Origin of the sequence: Halalkalibacter oceani (assembly GCF_040544555.1) — a bacterium.
Classification (GTDB): Bacteria; Bacillota; Bacilli; order Bacillales; family Bacillaceae_D; genus Halalkalibacter; species Halalkalibacter oceani.
In genome coordinates this window covers 272,582-297,909 of the sequence record NZ_JBEPKD010000002.1, presented here as the reverse complement: position 1 = coordinate 297,909, position 25,328 = coordinate 272,582, and the positions used below count along the sequence as shown (strand labels likewise).

The window sequence follows — 25,328 nt, the reverse complement described above, 5'->3', positions numbered from 1 at the left end:
CAATGATAACCTGGTCAAACAAAAGGGGGGATTTATTACTCGACGATCCCTCCTCTATCTATAGAGTCGTGAGGATTACCGGCTTATCAAGTCCAGATGCGGATTTGCAAATGCAATCGGCCCCGTATCAAGACGGGGCTACTTTTATTGGGGCCAATTTTGAGACGAGGGATGTCAGTCTTTTGTTTTCATTTGATGGCATTAGTCCGCAGCATGTCCAAGAGTGCAGGCGGCAGATCAGCCGTGTCTTTAACCCAAAGGACGGCATGGGGGAGTTGACCCTTGTTGATCAAAATAAGACGATCTTGGCCGTGCCGCGTAAAGTCATCTACAATGATGACTCTCATAACCTTTGGCCGAACAGGCAGCGCGTGCTGGTGGAGTTTGAATGTCCGAATCCGTTTTTGTTGGATAACTACATCAGTGGCGAGCAAATGGCTTATTTGATGGGAGGCCTTAAATTTCCGCTTGTGCTACCGACGCAGTTTGCCCATCGAGGTTATCAACGGACGTTCACCAATGTTGGGGACGTGCCGACGCCGGTCGAGATTGAGTTTAAAGGGCCTGCTCAAAATCCAACGATTTATAACCGGACGACCGGCGAGTATATCACCGTTAATCGTGAGCTTGGAGCGGACGACATCTTGCTCATAAATACCGCTTTTGGCCAAAAACGAGTTGAGATACAACGGGCAAACGGCGAGAGCGAAAATGCGTTTAATTACATTGATTTGGCTTCGTCTTTTTTTCAACTTGAACTTGGCGATAACTTGATCGAATACAGTAGCAACAACGACAGCACGCTCACTCGTGTGAGGGTGATCTATCGAAATAGATACGTTGGTATATAAGGAGGGAGATAGTATGCCAGAATTTAGTTTGCCGTTTGACAGCATAGCCAGCGATGAGCGAGAATACCCCGCCGAGCAGTTTGTGCAATATTTAAAACCACTCATCAATACCGGCATCCTCACCGATCCAGACACGCTCAAGGTTGAGGCAAGAGAGGGCATGACAGTGCAAGTACAAACCGGTTATGCCTGGATCGAGGGCTATGTTTATAGCTTGTATGACGTGCCGCTGCCTGTGACGCTTGCTGGAGCGGATAACTCGTTAGATCGGATTGATCGCATTGTGCTACGGCTTGATCTGTCGCTGTCAGCGCGGTCAATTGAGGTGAGAGTGTTGCAAGGGGAGCCTGCTGCTAATCCTGTACCTCCAGCTCTGACACGGGAGGGTAACATTTACGAGCTGTCACTAGCTCAGGTCCGGGTGGTTGGCGGTCGGAGCTTTATTGATGATTCCGACATCATGGATGAGCGGGGTGATAAAGAATTGTGTCCGTTGGTGTCCTCTAATATTTTGCCGTCAATCACCGACGCCCTACAGATCGTAATTGACAGGCTTGATGCTCATATTGGGGCGGGTGGTGATGCTCATGCTATAGCTACTCCAACCGAGGCGGGGTTCATGAGTGCTCAACAGGTTGAACAACTTGAGGATTTAACCAGAATCGCTACTCCGGGTACTGCTGTACAAGAACTTTATAATACCGAAGAGGTAACTTATGCAACACATGCTTCAAGGTCAAATCGGCAAGGATACGATCTTATGTATCAAGGAATAAGAATTATTTTAAAGCATCCCGGTATGTATAGAATCGATTTTCAATATAGCCCCCGCTACACTGGCCAGAATGCGCCAGTCTCAACAAAGTTTGCTTTAACTATCGAAAACCCACTAGGTACCGCCAATGTTTTAAGCTATAATGGCTTACTGCCTGACGGATTTGCTAATTATAGATGGGCGAGTCCTAGCGGAACAAGTCCAAACTCTACTGGAGTGTGGCCTGGAGTTTCACCATTATTCCAAACTACCCAAACGACCACAGGCACTGCTTACTATAGTGCGACTTTGACAATGAATAGGCGCGTTCCGGCAAACACAGTGATTATATTAAGTGCTTTCTTTGCATCGGAATACGGTAGTACAGGTACGGATACAAATGGTTCGTTGCACGTCCGGAATGTGCGTGTAAGGAGGGCTTAAAGTGATACTGATCTATGAAGAGTCAAGTAAAGAATTAGTAGATTTAACAGGATACAAGGGTTTGCAAAATGGAAAAATTATTGATCAATTAGAAGTTCCTTCATTACCTTCAAATCTAAGTTATTTACAAATATACGATCTTCAAGTAATCGCTAATATTTGGGAGGCATATGACACAAGGGGCGAAATCACTCTCATTTTTGATGAGGAAGGAAATTTTGAGCGAGTCGAAACGACGGTTGGCGATTATGTACCCACCCCTGATCCGGAGCCGCTCGACCCGATCGAAGAACTGGAACTGAATCTCTATGAAGCCCTCGCCGAAGTCTACGAGGAGCAGATCACCGCCCAGCTGGACGCATACGAGGCGACAGCGGCCGTATACGAAGAGCAAATGATCAGCCTATTAAACACGTATGAAGCAATTGCTGAAATGTACGAGCTAATACTGGGAGGAGGTGAGGCAAATGTCTAAGGCGAAGATCATCGAGGCGTATAAAGCTCTTGTCCAAGCAGGACGGCGGTCACTGGAGAACGACACTGACGTTCCGGCAGTTCCGCATAATATCCGCGAAGACGTAAGGCAGGCACTAGAAAATGAATAGGATACGCAAATGGCGGCAACGGATCACGTTGGCGTTTTTAATTTTATTAAAAGGAGATGATCGTATGTTAGTTACTGTTTACGTTACGTTGGTGATTGCGGGCAGACGGCCATTTGAGACGGTGCCGGCTAATTTAAAGCCGGGAGTACAGGCTGAGTTAGAGGCGTTGGGGCTTGGCGCGGATGGGAAGCCGTTAGAGGGGTGAAGACAGAGAGAAGCCTTACTTGTAGTAGGGCTTCTTAATTTCATCAAATCATCTGAAACTTATTGCTTAGTACGTTCGTAATAGGTGGTGAGGTGATGATAATGGAGGAAAAGCTAAACTCTATCAACAAAATTTTGAAGGAAAAAAGCGAATTTAAAATGGTGTTGAGCTTAAAGGATTTCTTTGAGAATCATTTAGAGAATAACACTATAAACAACCAAGAAATTAAAGTCATAATTGCTCATGTTGAAGGTAGTTTAGCAAAAGTGAAAGAAAGACATGCGTTTAGTATTCTATTAGGGTTTTCATTAGCTTTACTGTCTGCATTTATTCTTAATGTATCATCAAATTCTTCAGCTTCTTCTGTTATAGCAGATATAATTGTCGGGATTATTTTACTGGTCGTTGTATTTACTGCTTTGTTAATACTATTCTTCGCAGAAAGAACAGCAGTCTATAAAGGTACGGTTTTGAAAAAAATTGCCGAGAGTTATCTGAATTTGGGGGGCTCATATGAAACCAATCCGCATCATAAACGCACAATTCAATCTTTTAGGAGAGATCGACGCTTACGATAGCTTCATGCTCACAAGGCGCTGGCACAAGGCAGGAGAGTTTCAGTTCGTCGTCAATCGATACAGTAACAACGCTCAGTATCTACAGGAAGGTGCGCTTCTCGTTCCTGGCAACGAGGTTCACAAGGCCGTCATCATCGAGCATATGGAAGTCGAACTAACGGAGTCGGGTAAAGCATCGGAAAACTGGACAATAAGAGGCTCAACTCTTGAAGGTATCTTAAGTAGATTACCGGCCATCCCGTCAGAAGGAGCTGCCACTGAATCAACAAACGGACCAGCAGAGACGCACATGCGTAAGCTGGTCCTTACTAATGTCATCAATCCGGCTGATGCAAAGCGTGCCATCTCGCAGGTTGCGCTGGCTGCTGTGGATCAGGAGCGGGGCACAACTGACCTGTGGGAAACGCGGTGGAAACAGTTAGATGAAGAGATGGAGCGCTTATCTTTGCTTACCGGCCTAGGATGGTTTATCACGCTCGATTATGATAGCAAGTGCTGGATATTTGATGTTAAAGAGGGGAGGAACCTCACGGCCAGTCAGTCCGTTCTCCCTCCTGTCATCCTATCGCCCGAATTTGACGCTGTCCAGAGTCAGCGCTTTGTCGATAGCGTACTTGATTATAAAAATATTGCGTATGTTGCTGGACAAGGTGAAGGCGCTGAACGGCTCATTGTGGAGGTAGGCGATGTGGATGCTGAGGGACTGGATCGGTTTGAGATGTTTGTCGATGCCCGGGACATAGGTAATGGAGACGCTCAGCCTACTGAGGATGAGGACAGGAATCCGGTCTATCCGGATGGCTGGCTGACGGAAGAGGAAATCCTTAATTTATTGCGGCAGCGTGGAGAGGAAAAACTTGCTGAACGCCAGCGAATCAGAACCTTCGAGGGAACTATCTTGGATAGCTGTCCGTTTGTTTACGAGCGTGATTGGGATTTAGGCGACATTGTGACTGTGCAAAACAGGGATTGGGGGGTGACGATGGACGAGCGCATTACAGAGGTGGTTGAGACTTACGAGCGTAGCGGTTTTAGGTTGGATGCTGTGTTTGGTAAGGATTCGCCGACAATAATGGATAAGGTAAGTCAGGGTTATAGGGATGCTACAGTGACGAGTCGGAGTTGAAAGAAGGAGTATCTTTTTTTGACATTAGAAAAAAATATTTCTTCCTAATTTTCAGAAATCAGTATATATTAAGATTGGGGAAATAAGTAACACAAGTGTTTCGTTGATAGATCGCCGTGTGCGATGAAAGTCGCTTGCATGGTGAAGGCTCGTTATAAAGCCGAGAGATAAAGAAGGTTAAGGCGAGAATAGTGAACCAAATGTTATCATTTCAAGTCCGTTTGAAGATGAGTCTGTTCATGGTCCATTTGCACTTTCTACGAATGTCAACTTAAGTGTGGCGTTACCCGGAGCCGATGGAACAACAGCAATCTATTCAAACCCAGTTAGTAGCGATGAGAGTATAGCTACAGTCGATATTACGGGTCCTAACCCTTCAAATCATGTTTACTTAAACGTAAACAAAGTATCTGCCGGTACAGTTGATATAACCTTTGATTACACAGGCAGTAATGGGGTTACGGGTACGATGACTTGGACTTACACTTTTTCATAAGAAATTTTCAGCCTCGCCATAAGGTGAGGTTTCTTTTTGCAAAGAAGGACGATGATGCGCAACAAACACCACTCGCTGAGTAGGTGTATTTTTTATAAGGAGCTAATAACTCGAGGGATCGTTAATGTCAAATTGTTTTTTGAGGTTGATCGTTCCGTATCTCATGCTATTTTTAGTGTAGCGGACAAGTTGATTGCAGTGAGGGCATCGCTCAATATTGATGACATGCTCAAGCTCTTTAAACGACTGCTCGCTCATTTGAGCATAGGCTTTAAAATCTTGTCCGCAGTTGGGGCAATTAACGATTACCATTGATTTCACCTCCTTTACACCTATTAATATTCCGCTAAAAGAGTAAATTATCCTGCGTCAAAAGTAATGTTAAATGTATTTTTTTTGTAGTAAGGTGGGGGCACCAACCTCCAATACAGAGATAAGGGGAGGGAGTAAGTTTGGAGGAGGAAAAAGACATGCGAGAGGTGGTTCAGGATCATGAGAATCGAATCCAGTCACTTGAAATCTATAGGCAGGAGCAAGAACTGGCCAACAGTGAGCTGAAACTACAGTTGGCTGAGACTGAAAAAACCGTCCTCAAAGAGAGCGGAAAACAGCAAGAGCTTTCCCAACAGCTTTTAAATCATGTCTTAAAAAACGACCTATATGCCCGGGAGCATCGGCGCTACACTCAGCAACAAATCTGGAAACTGTTAGGCTTACTTGTTGGAAGCGGAGGGCTGATTTATTTGCTTGTTGATAGCTTTATTAATAGATAGCTGCATCTAAAAAGATGCGGCTTATTTTAATTTGAAAAAGGAGTTGATAAAGATGGAACCTGTTTTATTATTTGCGACTGTCATATCGCCAATTATTTTAGCTTTGGTGGAATTGCTTAAGCGCTCAGTATCTTTGCCTAAAAACATCGTCCCATTAGTCTCGCTCATCATTGGCCTGATTGTCGGGGCCGCCTCCTATCCATTTACGGAGTTGGAGCTTATCTTGCGTCTATGGGCCGGCGCACTGGCGGCATTGGCTGCGACTGGATTGTTTGAGTTGGGTAATGAGCGCGCAGGCAGAACAAAGGAGGGGCATCATGACTAAAATTGTCGACATCCGCAGTCAAACGCCTAAACGTTCCACCAAAAGATCGATCAGCGCTATCACCCATATTGCTCGTCACCATTCCGCAACAGCGACTGGTGATTTTTTTACGTTCTGGAATAACAGATGGCGTGGTCTTGGGTGGATCACCGGCGGCTATCACGAGATTATCTGGCCGGACGGCACAGTCGAGCTTTGCTATGATCCCGATATGGTCACGAACGGCATAGCGAATCACAACAGCTACACATACCACATTTGTCTTGTGGGTAATGGTTCCTTTACCGCAGCACAGGAAAGGGCTTGGGAAGAACGTGCAAAGCTTGCCATGCAGCGGTTCAATGTACCAGTAGAGCGAGTGCTAGGACATAAGGAGTTCCCGGGTGCTGCTACAGCGTGCCCGGGCATCGACATGAGGCAAGTGCGACTTAGATTAAAGGAGGTAATCGAAATGAGCGATAAAAAGCCAAGTAGCTGGGCAGAAGCCAGCTGGGAAAAAGCACTGGCAAAAGGCATCATGAATGAGGGGCAAGGGCCGAAGGAGCCGCTCACACGCGAGCAGCTGGCGGTTATACTAGATCGATTGGGAATGCTGGATTAATTAAAAAATCCCCTGCGGAGGTAGAACAGGAGGATTTTGGTGGCCCCTCATAAAGTAGAACTCTTCGATGTTCGCCTACTGAAGACCTACCGGGGCCGCTTAAGTCTTCTTATCCAGTATATGTAAATTGGTTGGGTTTAAACGAGAAACTTTACCAACAATGGATATTTTTTTGCTTATCCTATTCCGTTTTAGGAATAGGTGTATCGGGAAGTTGAAACCAGTTAAAGATCAGCCCAAAAGAATGTTGTCCTAGAAAAGAAAAAGAGCATGTGCAGCTCCGCAATAAGTACCGACTTTATGATGAGAAGAAGCCCCTACTATGATAGAGGGGCTTGGTCTCTAATCTCCAGCAGCAATAGCATCTTCCTTTGTTCTATGAACAGTACCAAATGGGTGATGAGGTGGAGCATAGATTGAGTAAAGCTTTAACGGAGTGTTGCCTGTATTGGTGACATTGTGCCACGTACCTGCAGGTACCATAATGGCTGAGTCATCAGAGACATGTGTTTGAAAGGTTAATTGATTTTTGCTTTTTCCCATTTGAACAAGTCCTTGCCCACTCTCAATACGAAGAAATTGATCGTCGTGAGGGTGAATTTCCAATCCTATATCATCCCCAACGTTAATGCTCATCAAAGTCACTTGAAGATGATCCCCGGTCCAAATAGCAGTACGATATGTGTCGTTTTGTTTTGCTGCTTGGTTAATATTCACGACAAATGGACTTTTTCCGTGATCCACTGAGGCATTCGTATAGTTTCGAGTATTCGGCGTTAGATGTGGTGTATTCCAGTAACCAGAATTCCACATATTATCATGGTTACGAACTGGAGCATTACCATAATAATAGGTATGATAAGGATACATATAGTAGGGATTATTCATGGTTTTATTCCTCCTAAAGCATATGACTATAAAATCAGCATATGCCCCAAGTGCTTAGAAGGTCACTCGAATAAATAAAGTGTTTTTTTAATTTATGTTGCTCCAGCACTTTGCGGGCCAGCGGCAGAAAGATGAAACGGGGAGTAAGTTGTTGAATCTCTTCGTCTTGTAAGAGGTGCATACGATCAGATCCTTTCGGATACCTTAATTGTTCAAACTTTATGTGGACATAATCCCCATCAGCAAGTTCCACTCTAATTTGACGGTGCTCTTCGTCGACTAAGTCTACAACGCCCGACGCCCTCTCGATAATAGCCATCCTGCCAATAAGTGACGCACAGCTCCAGCCCATGACGGAGAGCATCAAGAATTAAAACCCCGAGCCGTTTTAATTGCTGGTCGGTCATCAAAGGAGGTGGAAGCTTACTCTTTGCTTCTTTTAATTGCCGTACTTCCTCCGCTTGATCGGGAAGCATGATTCTGTAGTTTCTCCAAATTAAGCTCTGTATCAGTTTGTCACTTTTCATGGTGTGCCTCCATCGATGTTTTTTTATTATTATATGCGAATATGTGTTCGTTATTTAATGTTAAAAAAATCCAGTTGAATACAAGTAAAGTTGGAAATACTGGAGATGAGGTGATAATTATGTGCGGAAGATTTACGTTAACAGCATCCAAAGAGGCGATTCAGGAGTCGTTGCAGCTCGAACTGTTTGACGACTATCGACCTCGGTATAACATTGCGCCGAGCCAGCCTGTTTTGAGTGTAATTTCGGATGGAGATAAGCGTAGGGCAGGGTATTTGAGGTGGGGATTAGTGCCGGTATGGGCCAAGGACCCAAAAATCGGCTATAAAATGATCAACGCTCGCGGAGAAACAATTGATGAAAAGCCAGCTTTTAAACGCCTGTTGCAGAGACGCCGGTGTTTAGTGGTGGCCGATGGGTTTTATGAGTGGTTGAAGAAAGATGATAAAAAGCAGCCATACCGTATTACTATAAATGACGGCGGAGTTATGACATTTGCGGGCCTCTGGGATCGCTGGAAATCGGATGACGAAGAGATAGTATCCTGTACCATTATCACAACTAAGCCAAATGAGCTTATGAGCGATATCCATGATCGTATGCCTGTCATTCTAGGGGAAGAAGAAAGAAAAGTGTGGCTCGATACGTCTATCGAGGATAAGCATATACTAAAAGACCTCATAAAACCTTATGCTGCTAAAGAAATGAGGGCTTATGAAGTCTCGGAGTTAGTCAATAGTCCGCGGAACGAAAGCAAGGAGTGTATAAAATCATTAGCGTGAAATTTGAATAAAAAGGGTAGTCAGCCTTGCTACATGCAAGCCTGACTACTCGTTACTTAAGGTGCGCGCACAAAGTTTGTCAAATAGATTTTATTTTAATTGCTCAGTATCGTTGTACTGCGACAATTCCTTGATTTTTTTTGAATAAAAATAAGTTCCAAGAGCAAAATATTGTTGCAACATTAAAAAAGGTGGTGGTACCTATGAATGGTAATAATAATTTGTTTGGTGTGGGAATGATTGCAATTCTTTTAACATCTATTTACACTGCAATTTTAGCTTCACTACTTATGAAGACTAAAGAACGGGTTGATTATATTTATCATCAGGAACGTTCAAATAAAGACGATTAAATTTTGGGAGTGACTTCATCTCCTTTTTTATATTTTTCAATGATAAATCCTGTTTTCTTTACTACGTATTTTGGGTCTACTACGTATTAAGAAATACTAATTTGCCCGTTAGATAAGAATCCTTAAAAAAACCTTATTACTTTTAGAATGTCTTTATTTTAAGTTAAACAACTTCATTATCCCTGCACATCTTGTCCTATCTCAGTCTGAATCGTACCGTCTTAGGACGGTCTTTTTAGTGAGAAGATGCAGTTCCTCGGCAGAATAGGATTGACATGGCGTAATGGTAATAATTGAAGGAAGCAATGTACAAAGATTGAACACAGATAAGGTGCAGAGGGTAATTCATTTCCTTCCTTGTCCGTCCCAATCGGATCATGGAGGGAGACATCTTTTTTGACTTTTTTTAACGCCCGCAAGTGCATCAGGATTTCATTTTCAATACAACGGGCCGCGTAGGTCGCCAGCTTTGTGCCTTTGCCGTCCGAGTAGCTTTCAATCGCTTTAATAAGGCCGATTGTGCCGATCGAAATTAGATCCTCGGTGTCTTCTCTTGTATTTTCAAACTTTTTGACGATGTGCGCCACTAAGCGCAGATTATGTTCAATCAGCAGATTGCGGGCTTCTGCGTCTCCTTTTTGCATCAGTGTTAAATATTTCCGTTCTTCCTCCTTTTTCAGAGGCTGTGGAAACGCATTGTTTTTGACATAGGAGACGAAAACAATGACTTCTTTAACAAAGTATGAAAGAGCAGCGAGTATGCCAGACACGAAAACACCCCCATTTTGTTCCATACTCCAACCTTATGTCGGATTGGGCTCGTTTGTGTCTGTACATGTCAAAAAGATGTTGTACCAGTTCAGTCGTCGCTTTAAAAAAGGGGCACAGCTGCTCGTTTGAAAGGGGAGGAAGGCCAAAGAAAAAGCGGATGTTGTTCAAGCAGAGGCTCGGGGGAAAAGGGGAAGAGGCTTCATAATGAAAACTGAACAGCCGTAATGCCGGCTAAAATAACCAAAAGCGAAAGGGAAGCGACGACAGTACTTTTTAATGACGCGTGTTCGTCCTGGATGATCGTTATAATGGCGTGAACGTGTGAAAAGATAAAGACAACTGGCCAAATAAACCACGTCCACTAATAAAAAATACCGATTCCTTGCTTAATCCAATAAGCATGTACTCTCACCCATTTATAAATTAGTCATAACAATCATGTGCGAATAGTAAAATATTCCTTTTGCAGCGTACCCTATTCGAAGATTCAGCCACAATAGCGTTTTTTGAGATGGAGAAGGATGCGATTGAACAAAGAGCTTAAGATAAAAATAGAGGGAGGTTGAAAGGTTGTTTTTTTATCCTTTTGACCTGCCTCTTCAACGCTGATCGGTTATTCGATTGTGTCCCATTGTGGATTCCAAACGACTTCCCATAAATGGCCATCGGGGTCTTGGAAATGGCCAGAATAGCCGCCCCAAAACGTGTCATGTGCCAGATCCGTGATCGTCGCGCCGGCAGCTTCAGCTTGAGCCATCACCTGATCGACCTCGGCTTTGCTATTGACATTATGTCCCAATGTGAATTCAGTGGCGCCCGGTTGAGCTAACGTTACTTTTGCTTCATGAGCGATGTCTTTGCGGTTCCAAATCGCCAGCTTTAAGCCGGGCTGCAAGTCGAAGAACGCCACTGCTCCATGCTCAAATTCTTCGCCGATGATTCCTTCAGTAGGAAGTCCAAGCCCATCGCGGTAAAACTGTAACGCTGTTTCAAGGTGGTCGACTCCTAAAGTAATGACTGTTACTCGTGGCTTCATCTCATACGCCTCCTCGCCATTTTTCTTTATTATACCAATGGCGGCAGCTGAATGGTTGCTGGTGTCAAAATTATGTTGCTGTCCGCTGTTAAAGATTGGATAATGGATTTGTGCAAGTAGAGGAGGGAGATCAATGAAAAAATGGCTTATTGCGATTGGCGGGCTGATTGTGCTGGCTGTAGGAGTTGTCATATGGATGAATCAAAACTATTTTTATACTCCATTTTCCTATCCGGATGGGGTCGTTGCTGAGCATACTTATTCATTCAAAGATTTTAAAAAACCGGTTAGTATTTATGTGGAGAAGCGGGATTTCTCCTCTTCTGACACACCGTATTTGTATTCAAAACGAATGACGGACGAGGAAGTGGTAGGGGAGCTGCTTGGTCATCTGGATCGAGCTAAGGAAGTAGAGGACCTGATTGACCCTGACGCTGTTTATGATGAGAGTAGCATTCAATACCGAGTTTTTGTGCTCGGAAACCTTTATGAAGGTCGGGACAGACAGTTGTTTGTGATGCACTATGGAGAAGATCAGGACTCCTTTCATATTGAGACTAACCGCTATTTTGAGTTGACGCCGGAATTTAAAAACAGTCTTCAGGAAGCCTATCAAACGGTTGAATGGAACCCGTGGCCGTAAACTGAATGAAAAAAGTGAAAGAGCCGTTTTAGCGGCATGCTGTTTGTCTTTTCCGCACTAAAGAAAAAAATATATGTCATCAATTCGTCTTAGGACCTTATTCTTATCTGATGTGGTATAGTAAGAAAAATAGAACATTTTAATAGTTTGGAGTGGGTAGGATGACATTACGATTTAAGGTTCTTTTATCTTTCTTTACCGTCGTCGGTTTACTAATTGTCGGAAGTGTTATTTCATTTATAGAACTGCGGGCGATGAATGAGAATACAATGGAGATTTATGAAGATGCTCTGCTGCCGACGGCTGAATTGGTAACGTTGATGAAACTGACCGAAAATACGAGGGGGAATATGCTTGAGGCGGCCTTTAATGAAGATCCGGCGTCAACCGAAAAAGCTCAGCAAAACCTTGAGCTCGTACAGCAGCTAACCGATCAGTACAGCGGCTTTACAATGACAGAACAGAAGCGTGAGGCTTTTACTGACTTTATGGAAAACTGGGCCCGGTTTGAAGATAGGGTTCAACTAAATATCGGCTTAATTAGAGAAGGACGCTATGAGGAAGCACGGGAAGGAATTCAGATCGGCGGGCCACTCTTTCTTGCTGCGACGGCTGATCTGGAAAACATGGCGAGCCTTAATCAGGAAAATGCGGACAGGCTAGTAGACGAAAATCAGCGTGATGCTGAACGTTCAGAGCTTCTTATGCTAGTTGTGGCGATTGGGGCGATTATCCTGTCCATCATTATCAGTCTGATGTTCAGCTCTTATTTAACAAGCAACATCAAGAAAGTCGTCAAACAAATGGAGGCTGTGGCGCAAGGTGATTTAACGGGAAGCGATCTCAAGGTAAAATCGAAAGATGAACTTTCTTTGCTTGCAAACAGCTTAAATAAAATGAAGGAAAGTCTGCATTCCTTAGTGCTGCAAACTAATAAGGCGAGCCAGCAAGTTGCCTCCGCTTCCGAGGAGTTGACGGCAGGGACGCACCAAAGCACGTTATCGATTCAGCAAATGGCTCAAGTATCGCAGGCAACAGCGGAAGGGGCTGAGAATCAGCTGTGGAAAATGAATGAAATTACTGAGTCGATCCGGCAAACGTCCGAAAGTGTGAAGCAGATTGCCTTTCACAGTGATGAGATGTCGGCCTTGTCTGATTACTCACTTGAGAGAACGGAACAAGGGCGGGACACCGTTGAGATGGTTAGTGAACAGATGCGCGCGATCTCGACTGCAACAGATTATACAGCGACATCGATTAAGCAATTATCGGCGAAATCATTGGCGATTGAAGAGATTATGAGTATGATTTCAGCGATTGCCGAGCAGACCAATTTATTAGCGTTGAATGCGGCGATTGAAGCGGCGCGGGCCGGGGAGCATGGCAAAGGATTTGCCGTTGTCGCCGATGAAGTCCGCAAGCTTGCTGAGCAGTCTCAGCAATCAAGCCAGCAAACCGTTACTCTCGTTAAGGAAATTCAGGCGGAAATTGAACAGGCGGTTCTCTCGATGGAAGAGGGGACGCAAACGGTGACGCTCGGCTTGCAAACGGCTGATGAGCTCAATCAATCGTTTGCAGAAATTGCGTTCTCGATTGAAGCGGTCCGTGACAAGGTCAACGAAGTGACCGAATCGATTCAGCAAATCACTGAACAAAGCAATCAAATCGCCCACGCGACAGAGGAAGTGAGCCAGATTACAGAAACAACGACGACGGCTATTCAGGAAACATCGGCGGCGACTGAAGAGCAGTACGCGACGCTGGAGGAGATTTCCGCTGCCTCAGAAACGCTGGCCAGGCTAGCCGAGGATTTACAAGCATCGATCGATACATTTAAAATAAAACAAACAGAGGCGGCCCGTGTCTAAAGGGTTGTTATAACAGGTGTTTTTGCCAGCTTCTATTGGAATATTGCAAGTGAGGCTGGCAAAGCTCCTTTTCATTTGACAAAGAGATGCTCTTCTACTATACTTACCAAATGTAAGTGAATTGTTAAGTAACCATTTTGCGGGGGATGCCTTTGAAATTAACATTCAAGGACTATATCAGCATTAAAATTCATAAAACGGATTTAAATTTGACAAGTTATATTAAAGCGAGACTTGATAAGTTTAATCTGGCTCCAGAGCAAAATTTGATTATGATGCTGCTTTGGGAAAGGGATGGCTTGACTCAAAATCAGCTTGCGACGTTCCTTCATAAGGATAAAACGAACATCGCGCGCATGGTTTCAAGCTTGGAACAAAAAGGATTTATCCGGAGAACGCATTGCCCGGATGATCGTCGTTCCTTCGAGCTCTACTTAACACCTTGCGGAAAAAAGCTTGGTGAAAAGGTGATGCCGATTGCGGAGGAGTTTGACAAAACCGTTTGCGAGGGACTGTCGAACGAAGAGCTGGCTGAGTTGGACCGATTGCTTTCCATTATTAACAAGAATGTTACGACTTCAAAAGAGTAGCTGTCTTCGCTTTTTAGTTGCTATGACAACATCACTAAAACAGGAGGTTGCTATAGCGACCGTTAATTACATTGAAATGATGGGGGTTTTATTCAGATGGCAAAGGTATTATTTATTAAGGCAAATTCAAGACCAATCGAGCAAGCAGTAAGCGTAAAGCTTTATCACACGTTTTTAGAAAACTATCAAGCTGCTCACCCAGAGGATGACATTACAGAACTGGATCTTTTTAAGGAAAATTTGCCTTACTATGATGCCGTTAAGATTAATGGAATGTTCAAGCTTGCAAACGGTTTGGAATTAACGAAAGAGGAAGAGGAAGCAACTGCTCTTGTGACAAAGTATCTTGATCAGTTCCTTGCGGCAGATAAAGTTGTTTTTGCTTTTCCATTGTGGAACTTCACCGTACCGGCTGTGCTGCACACCTATTTAGATTACTTGGCGCAAGCAGGAAAAACGTTCCGTTACACGGCTGAAGGTCCGGTAGGTCTTCTTCCTGACAAGAAAGTCGTGCTTCTTAATGCAAGAGGCGGCGTATACTCTGAAGGTCCTGCTCAGGCTGCGGAAATGGCTGTAACTTTCGTTCAGACGATGCTTGGCTTCTGGGGTGTCAAAGATATTAACACAGTGATCATCGAAGGACACAACCAATTCCCGGATGAAGCTGAGAACATTATTCAGGCTGGTCTTGATCAAGCAGCAGCTGTCGCGAAGGAATTTTAAAAAGCTGACTTGAGCGAGCGCAAAAAGGTTTTACCCCTTTTGCGGCATCCGAAGCAGCATCTGCGCAAAGGTTTCAAGCCGGAGGAAACGCTTTTTTCCCTCCTCCGGCCGAAGCGCAGTAGGACTTAGGATTGACGGATATTCTGCTCTTCTTTTCGCTGTGCTAGTTGCTGCTGCGGTGGAAAATAGGGGTAAGGACAATAAACAGCAACGTTTTCCGGCTTGGCGATCCAGCCGTTTTTCAATTGCATTTCTCCGAAAGCGCTTTCAATTTTCTGGCCGTCATAATGCATGATAATCCCCCTTTCATATAAGTAATGGAAATGCGTTGATGCTTTCTATTTACCCTATGCGTCAAATTATGAAACGAGACATTGAAAAAAGGAGTTATCCGTGGCCTCATGCCAGATAACTCCTTTTTTCGCTTAATTCATTTTCTGGACAGCGCGTTTAACGGCCTCCCCAAGGGCTACATGGTAAGACGGGGATTGTAGCAAAGCGAGATCCTCTTCATTTGACAGATAACCAGCTTCTATGAGAAATGCAGGGACGGTCGTGTTGCGGAGAACATAAAAGTCCGAATGATAGAGGCCGCGCAGACCGCTCCCGTTTACAGCTTGCAGTTCTTGATTCAAGATCGTCGCCAGCTCCTGTGAGCCATAATAATGGGTTTCCAGTCCTTTAATCGTCCGGTTGTAATGACTGTTTGCATGGACGCTAATAAACAGGTCGGCATTTGCCCGGCTCGCGCTCAACACCCGCTCTTCCAGACTGACAAAAGAATCCGTCGTCCTCGTCATATCGACTGTAAATCCGCCTTCCTCCAGCGCTTTCTGAATTTGTAAGGCGATTTCTAAATTAAGATCCTTTTCATAGGTTGTTCCGAGAATCGCACCCGGATCACTTCCACCATGTCCCGGATCAATCATCACTTTTTGAATCGGACCGGACGAGCGGTCTGACTCAGTTGAAGCGATCTGCAGCGCAGGAGCGTGCTGGCTGGCGAGGTAAATCTCACTGACGTACCCAATCTGTCCATTGTAGCTGATTTGCGCCCAATCGTAAGGAAGAGGCGTATAATCGACTGCTTGTCCAGCGTGCAACTGACCAATGATCGCGGCTGATCTGCCTGGCTCCGAGCGGACGAGCAAAGTGTCGGCTGTTACGGTTCCTGCCTGATTTGCCGCTGACTCCGATGAAGCGGCTTGTTCACCGTTTGAGCGTGGCTGCTCTGTACCCTCACTAATATAGTCAAGGCTGACAAATCCCATCCTGCCTTTGTATGTAATCTGCGCCCAGCCATTGGTGTGTGAGATGTACTCAATTTTTTCACCAGGATTTAATTTGCCGATAATATTTCCTTGCTGACCAGGCTGCTCTCTTACTAATAACGAAGAATCGGATGTCACGGTACCCCATTTCGCTCCTTCAGCGCCCGCAAAAGAAGGTGATAGAGCGAACATGAAAAAAAGAATCAGAATAAAAGCTGTCCTTCTATGAAACTGTGTCACATGGCTTCAATCCTTCCTAGTTTAATAGCTTTGCCGTCTGGTCGTGCCTAGTTAACATTTTACAATTGAAGCAACGTCTGGTTCAACGAAAAATATGGGTTTTATCCGAAGACAATACGAAGGTATGAGTTTGCCTTTAAACTGTAAAAATAGTAGGTAGAATCGGTTCAGCCGAAAGATTCAGCAGGCTGGAAAGTCGAAGCTACGGACTCATTCTGCTGTCATCGAGATTTTTTTGATACCAAGATGGATACAGGAGAATGATAACTCTCTCCTCATCCAGCCATTTACGCCGGTTATTTCCTGAAAAGAACCGTCATCCCAATAAACAAGGCGTAGCATCAGGCTCTGGCACAATCCGTCCACCACCGTAAATTCAGCATCATCCGCGAGCTTTCTCATATAGCGATTTTCCTGGCGTATTCTTGTATTACTTCAGCGGTGTCCTCCTTGCAAGTGTCGTCATCTTACTCCGATTATGCGCGAACGTGCATTCGTACAAAAGTCTTGAAATCGGAATGTATGTTCGTATATAATGAAAACAAACTTACTTGAGGAGAGAGCCAACATGCGTCTTAAACGGATATTGGAGCAGAGCATCGAAAAGAACGAACGCATTCAAATCATATATATGGCGGCAAATGGAGAGTTATCGCAAAGGGATGTGACTGTAAAAGCGTTTAATGAAACGCATGTCATTGGATACTGCCATTACCGCAGGCAAACACGGATGTTTAAACGGGACAATATTTTAGCAGCAGCGGGGAAGAAGGAGACGGGATAGGGGGAGGGGCCCATCGCTGGAGGCCCTGAAATCGTAACTCGAAAAGCGGCCGGTTCGCTCTGCCAAGCAAGCAGAAAAACAACACCTGCATGCTTTGGCAGACTTCTCAGGCTCAGAACAAAACAAGCTCTTATGTTTCATACATCACTTGGCCGGTAAGCGTAAGATCATAATCGCCGATCGACTGAATTTCTCTTTGAAATGTCTCTGACTGCAAAATAGCGAGAGTCTGAGCGATCAATGGCTGGTTTTCCGGCTTCTTAAGAAGAACGAGGTCATATCGTTCCTGGATAAGCGGAATGAAGCCTGTACCGACGATCTTTGCGGCTTTTTCAATCCCAACGCCGACATCGGCTCTGTTGCTGCGTACGGCCCCGGCAACGCCGAGATGGCTTGTCTCCTCCTGATCATAGCCGGTAAGATCCCTTCCCTTCACCCCGAGTAAACGCAGCTGCTCATCAAGCAGAACGCGGGCGCCGGCCCCTTTTTCCCGATTAATCAGCCGCAGACCGGGCTTTTTTAAATCATCCCACGATTGAATATTTTTCGGGTTGCCGCCCGGCACGTATAATCCGGCCTGACGTCTGATCAGATTGACGACAAGATAGTCATGGCCCGTTAAAACGCGTTTAACGTACGGAATATTATATTCTCCACTTTCTCCATCATACAAATGCACGCTGACGATATCGCATTCTTCTTTAAAAAGCGAGAACAAGCTGTTCAAGCTGCCGACATAGGAGCGCAAAGGGCGAAATTTTTCCTCGCGTCCTTCAAGGTATTTCGCCAAAATATCAAGACTCATATCCTGGCCGCTAATAATAATCGAGTTATCGGCGGTAGAAGATAGTGGAGCGCTTTGACTTTCGCCTGGCGGAGGTGGTGTCGCCTCGCGCGTTTCGCCTCTTTTCGTCCGGGATTTGAAAAGCTCTAAATCCCTGGCGTCGATTCTCATTTGCTTGCCGACGCGAAAAGCCGGCAGTTTTTCTTTTTTTATCAGATCATAAACGGTTAGCTTCGAGACTTTCAGCAAGCGAGCAACCTCTTCTGTTGTGTATGAATGATCGTCCATTTATTCCCCTCCTGCATTTGATCTCAAACAGTGGTTTTTAATCATTGTAATAGAAAAAAAGGAAAAATAAAAATTAAATTAGATATATCTATTTATAACTAATTATATCTTATGATAAGATAAATCTATCATTTTAATTAATGTAGTATAAATAAACATAGCTGGGAGTGAATGTAGTGGATTTCTTGAAGAGCAAAAAAGTTTTTACATATGGCATGATTCTTCTTATCACCATCCTGTTTGCTGGCTGCTCGTCGCCATCAAATGAAGCTGGTGAGGAAGTAGAATTGCATATCATGACAGCTGCAAGTATGACAGATGCCATGAATGAACTCAAGCAGATGTATGAAGGTGAGCATGAGCATGTCACTTTGGTGCCGAACTATGGTTCATCCGGGACTTTAAAGTCGCAAATTGCCCAAGGAGCGCCTGCAGATGTGTTCTTATCGGCTGCCGTCAGATGGATTGATGAATTGGAGGAGGAAGGGGAGATTGCGCAACGGGCTGATTTGCTGCGCAATGAACTCGTTCTTGTTACGGCGGAAGACTCAGATCTTGCAGTGACACAGTTTGAAGATCTTCTGCAGGAGGAAGTTCACCAGGTCGCGATCGGTGAGCCGGAAACGGTTCCAGCCGGGGAGTACGCCAGACAGGTGTTGGAAGAGCTCGGGATCTATGAAGAGCTTTCGGACAAACTAATACACGGAAGTGACGTCCGGCAAGTATTAACCTATGTCGAGACAGGGAATGTCGATGCAGGAATGGTTTACCAAACGGATGCTATTTTGTCTGATCAGGTGAAAATTGTCGCTGAGGCGGAAACAGCGGAACCAATTATGTATCCGGTCGGCTTGCTCGAAGGCGCAGATCACCCTGAAGAAGCAGAGCGTTTCTACCAATGGTTGCAAACTGAGGAAGCGCTAGCCATCTTTGAAAAATACGGGTTCACAGGTATCTGATATGGGAGCTGGCTTTTGGTCTCCGGTTATTGTTTCCTTGCAGGTCGTCAGTGTGGCGAGCGTCATTGCCTTTCTTCTCGCCATGTTGGCTTCCTGGTTTATGACGAGAAAATCGTTTAAAGGAAAAGTGGTTGTTGAAACGATTTTGATGCTGCCGCTCGTTCTGCCTCCTACGGTGATTGGCTTTGGCCTTCTCGTTTTACTCGGACGGCAAAGCTGGATCGGCCGCGCATTTGAATGGCTATTTTCTCAACCACTTGTCTTCTCTTATTGGGCTGCCGTCACTGCCGCGGTTGTGGTAGCCTTTCCGCTTGTCTATCAAATGCTGCAAAATGGTTTTGAAGGGGTCGACCGTGAATTAGAACAGGCTGCGCGACAAATGGGGGCGAAGGAATATCAGCTGTTCTGGTATGTGACATTACCGTTGGCATGGCGCGCGGTCGTAACCGGATTTATGCTCGGTTTTGCCCGCGGGTTGGGAGAATTCGGAGCGACATTAATGTTTGCTGGTAATATTCCTGGACGCACGCAAACGATGTCAACGGCTATATTCGTGGCCGTTGAGTCCGGTCACATGATGCTTGCTTATTATTGGGTAGGATCGATTATGGTCTTTTCCTTCTTCTTGCTACTATGTGTTCAGCGACTTAAGTAGGGAGAGAGCGAATGCTAAAAGTGCCATGACGCGACTGTTGTGGCGCTTTATCGCCATGCCCAAAAAATGAGAGCGCTTGCAATTTTGCAGAATGTAAGTAAAATAGATAGTATAGACCTTGGTTAGGGGATGGTAATCATTGAATAGTAACGTGCTCAAGGGATTTTTTTCTATGAAACTGGAAAGAAATTTGACGATTGACGAAATGAAACTGATTGAATGGATATCTAAACGCGAGGGCGAGATGAAGAAAGGGCTGAAAAAGACGTGTTAAATAGATCTCTTCTGATCAGTTCTTTTTTTAGTAATAAGAGAAAGTCTTCATTGACATTTAATTCAATCGCCCGAAAATAAGCTTCTATTATTGTTTCATTATCTAAATGTCTCAGCATAGCTCTTTCACCTCACATTTTATGTCAACTTTTTTATCACCACACAATTGTAAATTTTATAGTATTTATTTGAAATTTACTAGAACTCTATCTGTATGTAATAGAAATGTAATATATGATGTTATAACGTGTGGATCCCCGCCAAAAGCTGCTCCTGTTTTTACTGTACATAGCCAAGCGGTGTTTTTCGCGTCCTTTCTTATTTTATCTATTGGCAATTGACAATTAAGAGTGAGAGGAGTACATTTAAGAACGTAAAAAAACTAAATAACCTGAACACCTTTTTAGTCGCTGAATCTAGAGAGCGGGGGAACCAAATTCGATGGAATAGTTTTCTATCATGGGGTGAATCTTATTGATATAAGAAGGGATACTCTCAATCCCTAATCCGACAGCTAACCTCGTAAGCGTTATGTAACCGGGAGAAAGGTCCAGGTTTTCGCTGGGACCATTCTGTTCGTGATGGTCTTTTTTTGGTGTCTGGTAGAGGAAAGGAACAACAAGAATGAAAAAACAATTTGCTGTAATTGGACTAGGACGATTCGGAACGAGCGTATGCAAGGAATTATACAAATTAGGTCATGAAGTGCTGGCGATTGATCATCAGGAAGAAAAGGTGAATGATATCACCCCATATTCGACGCACAGTGTCATTGCCAATGGAACCGATGAAAAGGCCTTGCAGTCATTGGGAATACGGAATTTTGATTATGTTATTGTCGCGATTGGCGACGATATTCAATCAAGTATTCTCACGACCTTGCTGTTAAAGGAGCTCGGGGTGAAAAAGGTGTGGGTAAAAGCACAAAATTATTATCATCAGCGGGTGCTGGAGAAAATTGGCGCGGATCGGATTGTTCATCCTGAGCAGGATATGGGGATTCGCCTTGCGCAGCACATTACGTCAGAAAAAATCATCGACTACATCGAGCTGTCCGCTGATTACAGCATTGTCGAATTGCTGGCAACGGAGAAAGTGGCCGGGAAGTCATTGGTTGAGTTGAATGTCCGGGCGTTATACGGTTGCACGATCCTCGGAATCAAGCGCGGGGAAGAGATTAATATTGCGCCTGTACCGACAGATCAGGTGGAAAAAGACGATGTCCTGATCGTGATTGGCCATAAAAATGATTTGAAGCGGTTTGAAGATGAGGGATTGTAATGGCGGGGGCTTTGGCGGCATTCCCTTATCGCAGAAAAGTTATTCGTTTTAGTCCGCCGCAAACGTTAGCGTTCAGCTTCGTTATTTTTATTGGGATCGGTACTATTTTATTGAAGCTGCCCATCGCCACGACAAAGCCGATCTCCTGGCTGGATGCGCTTTTTACGGCAACGTCGGCGATGACGGTAACAGGATTGGTTGTCGTTGATACAGGTACGGCGTTTACTGTATTCGGTCAGGTGGTGCTGATGTGTCTGATTCAGCTTGGCGGCCTCGGTTTGATGACTTTTGCGATTTTAATTGTGATGATGCTTGGTAAGAAAATAGGGCTGCAGCAGCGTATCTTAATCCAGGAAGCGATGAACCAGACCTCTTTAGGCGGCTTGATTCGATTAGTAAAAATCTTGTTTCTGTTTTCCATTGTTTTGGAGCTGGCTGGTGTGATCCTGCTTGCTATCCGCTGGGTGCCGGAATTCGGCTGGGGCACGGGACTTTATCAAAGTGTTTTTCATACGATCTCTGCTTTTAACAATGCCGGCTTTTCCTTATGGTCAGACAGTTTATCAGCGTATGTAGGCGACCCTCTCGTCAACAGTGTCATCACGGGGCTATTCATTACGGGTGGAATCGGCTTTACTGTCCTGGCTGATATTTGGTACAAACGAAGCTTCAAACGCTTGTCGCTTCACTCAAAGCTGATGCTTGTTGGAACTCTCCTTCTAAATGTGATTGCTTTTTTTGTCATCTTTTTGCTCGAATATGGCAATCCTGCTACGCTTGGCGGTCTGCCGCTGAGTGAAAAAATATGGGGAGCGTACTTTCAGGCGGTTGCACCAAGAACGGCGGGATTTAATTCGCTTGCAATTGGTGAGATGAATCAAGCGTCACTTTTCTTTACGATAGTTTTAATGTTTATTGGCGGAGGCAGTGCGTCCACGGCCAGCGGGATCAAAGTGACGACCTTTCTCGTGATGTTGCTGGCGACAGCGTCGTTTTTGAAGGGTCAGGCAGAAACGGTCGTGTTTGAACGGACGATTCCGGCGCATACCATTTTACGGGCATTGGCGATTATTGTCATCAGTCTGCTGTTTATTTTTCTGACGTTATTTATCCTGACAGTGACTGAGCAGGCTCCGTTTTTGACGATTTTATTCGAGGTGATGTCTGCCTTTGGGACGGTAGGTCTTTCGATTGGATTGACAGAGAATTTATCAGCAGTGGGCAAGGAGGTAATGATCGTCCTGATGTTTATCGGACGCATCGGTCCGCTGACGTTAGCGTTCACCTTAGCTAAACCAAAGAGTTCCACCATTCGCTATCCGGGAGATGAAGTGATGACAGGATAATCGATGTATCGCTCAAGCTCCCCGCTGATGCTTTTGCACTAATTGTCGGAGCAGGGGCAGGTTCTTGCAGGGAGCTTCCACTTCATGTCGAATGGGTAAGGTAAGGGAGTGATGCTGATGAATGATGTCAAGTATGTCGCGAAGCGTTCAAAGCGCCCTGATGGCTGGTATGCCGAAGTGATTAGAGAAGTAAATGGAGTTGCGGAAAAAGTGTTTGAAAAAAAATGTCTAAATGAAGATGTAGCAGCGGGAATTGCCGGATATGAAGTGAAAAGGCGGCTGCAAAACAGGCGTCTCGTCCATTAAAAAAGCCCTTCTCGGGGGCTTTTTTATTTGCAGGCAGGGAGCGGCTGCCCTTAAATCGAATAGGTAAGAAGAAACAGATAGAGAGGAGCTGCTCCTTGATGTATATTCCTTCGCACTTTACGATTTCCGATGAAGCGGTGATCGTAAAAATGATAAGAGAGCATAGTTTTGCGACGCTTTTTTCCCAGCATAACGGAATGCCGTTTGCCACTCATTTGCCCCTGCTTCTCAATCAAGAGAACAGCCGTTTATATGGGCATTTCGCCCGCCCGAATCCCCAATGGAGAGATATTGAAGGACAGACGGTTCTGGCGGTTTTTCATGGACCTCATTGCTATATTTCCCCCTCCTGGTATGAAACGAATAAAGCTGTTCCGACATGGAATTATGTCACCGTTCATGTGTATGGAGAAGTAGAGCTTGTTGAAGAGGAAGACGAGCTGGCTGATTCATTACAAAGAATGGTTTCGACATTTGAAGCTCCTGACAGTTCTTATCGCTTACAGGATGTCGATCCCTCGTTTCTCGCGAATATGAACAAAGGCGTTCAAGGATTTACCATAAAAATAAACAAGCTGGAAGGGAAGGCGAAGCTAAGTCAAAACCATCCGATTGACCGGCAAAAACGAGTCATAACCGAATTGAAAAAAAGTTCACGGGAAGATGAGCAGCGCATCGCCTTGCTCATGCAAAAAAATTTGCCCTGATGCTTCCATTTTGCTTGGAAACCGATGTAGACAGGCTGCTGAAAAAGTGAAACGATCCCTTTTTCAGCAGCCTCTTTTTACTTTGATTTGTATTGTTTGCGGCCCCAAATGATCAGGGCAATGCAAATAAACACGAGAACCCCGACGGTGAGAATGAGGAGTACATACGGTGGAGAAGTCAGCATCAGTATCATCCTTTATAGTCATTTTGTTATGCCTAGTATGAAACGATTTTCGCAATTTATGCTCGTTTTTCTACAAAAAATTCGGGAGAAAATCTGCGTATTTTCTGTTATTTTGTAAAAATATGATATAATTTTGAATACAAAGTCGTGAACCCAAACGAGTGTATGATAGAATCTATTTAGGAGAATCATATTTTTTAGGAGGAAAAACGATGTTTAAAGGCGCAAGGGAAGCAAAGGCATTAAGAAATGAAGTCGAGCAGCTGAAAAAGCAGCTTGCGGAAGCAGAAAGAATCAACAAGGAAAAAGAAGAGCATTTTCATCAATCGGCGAAAGAACTGCACGACAACCTTTTACATATTATTGAACAGCATGAACTCGTTAACGGTCAGCACGATGTATTAGGCAATTTGGTGGAAGAGATCAAAAGAAAATTCGAACGCGTGAATGAGCTAAGTGAACAAACGAATTCAAACTCGCTCTCACTTCATGAAAAAGGCGGTATTTTGATTACTTCGACGAATGAAGTGGTAGCCGAAGCGACAGAGGGAAAGAAACGCGTGAGCGAAGTGGAGAAAGTTGTCCAAACGTTGAGTGAGCAGCTCGCAGCGACATCTTCACAGATGAATCAATTAAGCTTGCAATCTCAGGAAATTGAAAACATCGTGCAAATCATTAAAGAAATTGCCGATCAGACAAATTTGCTGGCGTTGAATGCTTCGATTGAAGCGGCAAGAGCAGGAGAGCACGGAAAGGGCTTCGCGATTGTAGCGGAGGAAGTAAGAAAGCTGGCAGAAAATACGGGGAAGAGCACGGATACGATTAATTCCCTGACGAAGACGATTCAGCACGAAATTAAAGACTCGCTCCACTCCATCACGGAAAGCACGGAACTGGTGCATGAAGGGATCGGTATGAGCACGAAAACGACCGAAAAAATCGATGCGGTCCTCTCTCATATTAAAGCCGTCCAAGCCGAGGTTCACGAAGTGTTGGAAACGATCTCCGGACAAAAAGAATATACCGGGGAGGTTATGGAAGAAATTACAGGGACGGCCCGTTTATTTGAGGATGCCAACGAGTTAATTGTTCAGCATATTGATGACGCGAAACGGGTAGACGAGAAATTAGAAAAAGGCATTGAACAGTTCCGCGAAATTGAAGAAGCATAACTAGATATGAATGAAAGCCGGGGGCTGGACAAAAGGTTGCTTTTTACCTTTTGTCCAGCCCCTTACAAGTCAGTTTTTTTGCATAGTTTTCACAAAGGGGGAAATAGTATCGATGAATTACTAATTAGGAAGGGATGA

At 44.6% G+C, this 25,328-nt stretch carries 33 protein-coding genes, 1 pseudogene and 1 riboswitch; of the genes and pseudogenes, 24 read left to right on the top strand and 10 right to left on the bottom strand.

The window, feature by feature from the left end; all coding sequences use genetic code 11:
- Positions 1-2 precede the first annotated feature (2 nt).
- The 7 genes from ABMB67_RS05015 to ABMB67_RS04985 all read left to right on the top strand — a co-directional run bounded on the left by ABMB67_RS05015 (position 3) and on the right by ABMB67_RS04985 (position 4,563).
- Positions 3-851, top strand: a complete 849-nt coding sequence (locus tag ABMB67_RS05015) for a phage tail family protein (protein WP_354571300.1) — start codon at positions 3-5, stop codon at positions 849-851.
- Between the two features lie 13 nt (positions 852-864).
- Entirely contained in the window at positions 865-2,049 is a 1,185-nt protein-coding gene (locus tag ABMB67_RS05010) for a hypothetical protein (RefSeq protein ID WP_354571299.1), read from the top strand.
- 1 nt (position 2,050) lies between these two features.
- Positions 2,051-2,524: a hypothetical protein gene (locus ABMB67_RS05005; protein ID WP_354571298.1), complete on the top strand. Its 474-nt coding sequence runs from the start codon at positions 2,051-2,053 to the stop codon at positions 2,522-2,524.
- Positions 2,517-2,654 (top strand): CD1375 family protein, encoded by a 138-nt coding sequence (locus ABMB67_RS05000; protein WP_354571297.1) that lies wholly within the window; start codon positions 2,517-2,519, stop codon positions 2,652-2,654. Before ABMB67_RS05005 ends, ABMB67_RS05000 begins: the two co-directional genes overlap by 8 nt.
- Before the next feature lie 64 nt (positions 2,655-2,718).
- Entirely contained in the window at positions 2,719-2,859 is a 141-nt protein-coding gene (locus ABMB67_RS04995; RefSeq protein ID WP_354571296.1) for a CD1375 family protein, read from the top strand.
- A gap of 95 nt (positions 2,860-2,954) precedes the next feature.
- Positions 2,955-3,437 carry a hypothetical protein gene (locus ABMB67_RS04990; protein WP_354571295.1) on the top strand — a complete coding sequence of 161 codons (483 nt, stop codon included), beginning with the start codon at positions 2,955-2,957 and terminating at the stop codon, positions 3,435-3,437.
- The gene (locus tag ABMB67_RS04985) at positions 3,373-4,563 is read left to right on the top strand and encodes a siphovirus ReqiPepy6 Gp37-like family protein (protein WP_354571294.1); all 1,191 of its coding nucleotides are present in this window, start codon (positions 3,373-3,375) and stop codon (positions 4,561-4,563) included. The genes ABMB67_RS04990 and ABMB67_RS04985 overlap by 65 nt, the downstream gene beginning before the upstream one ends.
- 598 nt (positions 4,564-5,161) lie before the next feature.
- Here the strand turns inward: ABMB67_RS04985 and ABMB67_RS04980 are convergent.
- Complete coding sequence (locus tag ABMB67_RS04980) at positions 5,162-5,371, bottom strand: TFIIB-type zinc ribbon-containing protein (protein WP_354571293.1); 210 nt, start codon at positions 5,369-5,371, stop codon at positions 5,162-5,164.
- Positions 5,372-5,511: 140 nt separating this feature from the next.
- On the opposite strand from ABMB67_RS04980, the gene ABMB67_RS04975 reads away from it, so the two are divergent.
- The 3 genes from ABMB67_RS04975 to ABMB67_RS04965 are packed head-to-tail and all read left to right on the top strand — an operon-like array spanning position 5,512 to position 6,758.
- Positions 5,512-5,832 (top strand): hypothetical protein, encoded by a 321-nt coding sequence (locus ABMB67_RS04975; protein ID WP_354571292.1) that lies wholly within the window; start codon positions 5,512-5,514, stop codon positions 5,830-5,832.
- A gap of 52 nt (positions 5,833-5,884) precedes the next feature.
- Positions 5,885-6,157 carry a holin gene (locus ABMB67_RS04970; RefSeq protein WP_354571291.1) on the top strand — a complete coding sequence of 91 codons (273 nt, stop codon included), beginning with the start codon at positions 5,885-5,887 and terminating at the stop codon, positions 6,155-6,157.
- Complete coding sequence (locus ABMB67_RS04965) at positions 6,150-6,758, top strand: peptidoglycan recognition protein family protein (RefSeq protein WP_354571290.1); 609 nt, start codon at positions 6,150-6,152, stop codon at positions 6,756-6,758. The genes ABMB67_RS04970 and ABMB67_RS04965 overlap by 8 nt, the downstream gene beginning before the upstream one ends.
- A 342-nt stretch (positions 6,759-7,100) precedes the next feature.
- Here the strand turns inward: ABMB67_RS04965 and ABMB67_RS04960 are convergent, their stop codons facing one another.
- Complete coding sequence (locus ABMB67_RS04960) at positions 7,101-7,646, bottom strand: cupin domain-containing protein (protein ID WP_354571289.1); 546 nt, start codon at positions 7,644-7,646, stop codon at positions 7,101-7,103.
- Between the two features lie 254 nt (positions 7,647-7,900).
- A complete protein-coding gene (locus ABMB67_RS04955) occupies positions 7,901-8,173 on the bottom strand; it encodes a YolD-like family protein (protein WP_354571288.1) in 273 nt (90 codons plus the stop codon).
- Positions 8,174-8,214: 41 nt separating this feature from the next.
- Here ABMB67_RS04955 and ABMB67_RS04950 point away from each other — a divergent pair, with 41 nt between their 5' ends.
- Together ABMB67_RS04950 and ABMB67_RS04945 are read left to right on the top strand one after the other, a co-directional pair.
- On the top strand, positions 8,215-8,955 hold the full coding sequence (locus ABMB67_RS04950; protein ID WP_354571287.1) for an SOS response-associated peptidase: 741 nt from the start codon (positions 8,215-8,217) through the stop codon (positions 8,953-8,955).
- A 203-nt stretch (positions 8,956-9,158) separates the two neighbouring features.
- Entirely contained in the window at positions 9,159-9,308 is a 150-nt protein-coding gene (locus ABMB67_RS04945; protein ID WP_354571286.1) for a hypothetical protein, read from the top strand.
- Positions 9,309-9,649: 341 nt separating this feature from the next.
- Here ABMB67_RS04945 and sigK read toward each other — a convergent pair.
- Positions 9,650-10,102: pseudogene (gene sigK, locus ABMB67_RS04940) on the bottom strand (RNA polymerase sporulation sigma factor SigK); the annotation flags it as partial.
- A gap of 590 nt (positions 10,103-10,692) precedes the next feature.
- Positions 10,693-11,115: a VOC family protein gene (locus ABMB67_RS04935; protein ID WP_354571285.1), complete on the bottom strand. Its 423-nt coding sequence runs from the start codon at positions 11,113-11,115 to the stop codon at positions 10,693-10,695.
- 133 nt (positions 11,116-11,248) lie between these two features.
- Here ABMB67_RS04935 and ABMB67_RS04930 point away from each other — a divergent pair, with 133 nt between their 5' ends.
- From ABMB67_RS04930 to ABMB67_RS04915, 4 genes are all read left to right on the top strand, one after another.
- Positions 11,249-11,758 carry a hypothetical protein gene (locus ABMB67_RS04930; RefSeq protein ID WP_354571284.1) on the top strand — a complete coding sequence of 170 codons (510 nt, stop codon included), beginning with the start codon at positions 11,249-11,251 and terminating at the stop codon, positions 11,756-11,758.
- 161 nt (positions 11,759-11,919) lie between these two features.
- Positions 11,920-13,626: a methyl-accepting chemotaxis protein gene (locus ABMB67_RS04925; RefSeq protein WP_354571283.1), complete on the top strand. Its 1,707-nt coding sequence runs from the start codon at positions 11,920-11,922 to the stop codon at positions 13,624-13,626.
- 146 nt (positions 13,627-13,772) lie between these two features.
- Positions 13,773-14,216 (top strand): MarR family winged helix-turn-helix transcriptional regulator, encoded by a 444-nt coding sequence (locus ABMB67_RS04920; protein ID WP_354571282.1) that lies wholly within the window; start codon positions 13,773-13,775, stop codon positions 14,214-14,216.
- Between the two features lie 96 nt (positions 14,217-14,312).
- Positions 14,313-14,939 carry an FMN-dependent NADH-azoreductase gene (locus ABMB67_RS04915; protein ID WP_251221599.1) on the top strand — a complete coding sequence of 209 codons (627 nt, stop codon included), beginning with the start codon at positions 14,313-14,315 and terminating at the stop codon, positions 14,937-14,939.
- Between the two features lie 125 nt (positions 14,940-15,064).
- On the opposite strand, the gene ABMB67_RS04910 is transcribed toward ABMB67_RS04915, so the two are convergent.
- From ABMB67_RS04910 to ABMB67_RS04900, 3 genes are all read right to left on the bottom strand, one after another.
- Positions 15,065-15,232, bottom strand: a complete 168-nt coding sequence (locus tag ABMB67_RS04910) for a hypothetical protein (RefSeq protein WP_354571281.1) — start codon at positions 15,230-15,232, stop codon at positions 15,065-15,067.
- A gap of 132 nt (positions 15,233-15,364) precedes the next feature.
- Positions 15,365-16,450, bottom strand: coding sequence for an N-acetylmuramoyl-L-alanine amidase family protein (locus ABMB67_RS04905; RefSeq protein ID WP_354571280.1), 1,086 nt, complete (start codon positions 16,448-16,450; stop codon positions 15,365-15,367).
- Positions 16,451-16,660: 210 nt separating this feature from the next.
- Entirely contained in the window at positions 16,661-16,852 is a 192-nt protein-coding gene (locus ABMB67_RS04900) for a hypothetical protein (RefSeq protein WP_354571279.1), read from the bottom strand.
- Between the two features lie 166 nt (positions 16,853-17,018).
- On the opposite strand from ABMB67_RS04900, the gene ABMB67_RS04895 reads away from it, so the two are divergent.
- Positions 17,019-17,234: a WYL domain-containing protein gene (locus tag ABMB67_RS04895; RefSeq protein ID WP_251221603.1), complete on the top strand. Its 216-nt coding sequence runs from the start codon at positions 17,019-17,021 to the stop codon at positions 17,232-17,234.
- A 130-nt stretch (positions 17,235-17,364) separates the two neighbouring features.
- Here the strand turns inward: ABMB67_RS04895 and ABMB67_RS04890 are convergent, their stop codons facing one another.
- Entirely contained in the window at positions 17,365-18,306 is a 942-nt protein-coding gene (locus ABMB67_RS04890) for a substrate-binding domain-containing protein (RefSeq protein ID WP_251221604.1), read from the bottom strand.
- 176 nt (positions 18,307-18,482) lie between these two features.
- On the opposite strand from ABMB67_RS04890, the gene modA reads away from it, so the two are divergent.
- Complete coding sequence (gene modA, locus ABMB67_RS04885; RefSeq protein ID WP_354571278.1) at positions 18,483-19,265, top strand: molybdate ABC transporter substrate-binding protein; 783 nt, start codon at positions 18,483-18,485, stop codon at positions 19,263-19,265.
- A 1-nt stretch (position 19,266) separates the two neighbouring features.
- The gene (gene modB / locus ABMB67_RS04880) at positions 19,267-19,920 is read left to right on the top strand and encodes a molybdate ABC transporter permease subunit (RefSeq protein WP_354571324.1); all 654 of its coding nucleotides are present in this window, start codon (positions 19,267-19,269) and stop codon (positions 19,918-19,920) included.
- A 227-nt stretch (positions 19,921-20,147) separates the two neighbouring features.
- Here modB and sda read toward each other — a convergent pair whose 3' ends face one another.
- Positions 20,148-20,312: a sporulation histidine kinase inhibitor Sda gene (gene sda / locus ABMB67_RS04875; protein ID WP_251221607.1), complete on the bottom strand. Its 165-nt coding sequence runs from the start codon at positions 20,310-20,312 to the stop codon at positions 20,148-20,150.
- A 279-nt stretch (positions 20,313-20,591) separates the two neighbouring features.
- A riboswitch (cyclic di-AMP (ydaO/yuaA leader) is annotated at positions 20,592-20,738 on the top strand.
- Positions 20,739-20,817: 79 nt separating this feature from the next.
- On the opposite strand from sda, the gene ABMB67_RS04870 reads away from it, so the two are divergent.
- From ABMB67_RS04870 to ABMB67_RS04850, 5 genes are all read left to right on the top strand, one after another.
- A complete protein-coding gene (locus ABMB67_RS04870) occupies positions 20,818-21,474 on the top strand; it encodes a potassium channel family protein (protein ID WP_251221608.1) in 657 nt (218 codons plus the stop codon).
- Positions 21,474-22,820, top strand: coding sequence for a TrkH family potassium uptake protein (locus ABMB67_RS04865; protein WP_354571277.1), 1,347 nt, complete (start codon positions 21,474-21,476; stop codon positions 22,818-22,820). The genes ABMB67_RS04870 and ABMB67_RS04865 overlap by 1 nt, the downstream gene beginning before the upstream one ends.
- 117 nt (positions 22,821-22,937) lie before the next feature.
- Positions 22,938-23,126, top strand: a complete 189-nt coding sequence (locus ABMB67_RS04860) for a hypothetical protein (RefSeq protein ID WP_251221609.1) — start codon at positions 22,938-22,940, stop codon at positions 23,124-23,126.
- A gap of 98 nt (positions 23,127-23,224) precedes the next feature.
- Positions 23,225-23,833 (top strand): FMN-binding negative transcriptional regulator, encoded by a 609-nt coding sequence (locus tag ABMB67_RS04855; RefSeq protein ID WP_354571276.1) that lies wholly within the window; start codon positions 23,225-23,227, stop codon positions 23,831-23,833.
- 397 nt (positions 23,834-24,230) lie between these two features.
- The gene (locus ABMB67_RS04850) at positions 24,231-25,190 is read left to right on the top strand and encodes a methyl-accepting chemotaxis protein (RefSeq protein WP_285890054.1); all 960 of its coding nucleotides are present in this window, start codon (positions 24,231-24,233) and stop codon (positions 25,188-25,190) included.
- Positions 25,191-25,328: the final 138 nt, after the last annotated feature.